This window comes from Roseovarius halophilus (ex Wu et al. 2025) (assembly GCF_047086965.1).
This window is the reverse complement of the sequence record NZ_JBKOTX010000604.1, coordinates 1-329: the sequence shown is the minus strand read 5'-3', so window position 1 is coordinate 329 and position 329 is coordinate 1. Positions and strand designations below refer to the sequence as shown.

Below are 329 nucleotides of genomic sequence, written 5' to 3'. Positions count from 1 at the left end.
TCACCGGCGACACCACCGACAACCTCGTCCGCGGCAATGCCGGGGACGACTACATCAACGTCGGCAGCGGCGATGACACCGCCGAAGGCGGCGCCGGGGACGATTTCATGTTTGGTAGTGCTGGTAGCGACAGTCTGGCCGGCGGCAACGGCACCGACATGCTCAGCTATGCCGGGGACAGCGCAGGCGTCACCGTGAAGCTCTACAACGGCACCGCCAGTGGCGGCCACGCCGCCGGCGACAGCTTCACCGGCTTCGAGAACCTCGAGGGCGGCAGCGCGGACGACTACCTCACCGGCGACACCACCGACAACCTCGTCCGCGGCAAT

The 329-nt window shown here is 67.5% G+C and carries 1 protein-coding gene; it reads left to right on the top strand.

The features are described from left to right. Window positions 1-329: calcium-binding protein (locus tag ACH107_RS33685; RefSeq protein ID WP_412509909.1), on the top strand; the 329-nt coding region annotated here is incomplete at both ends.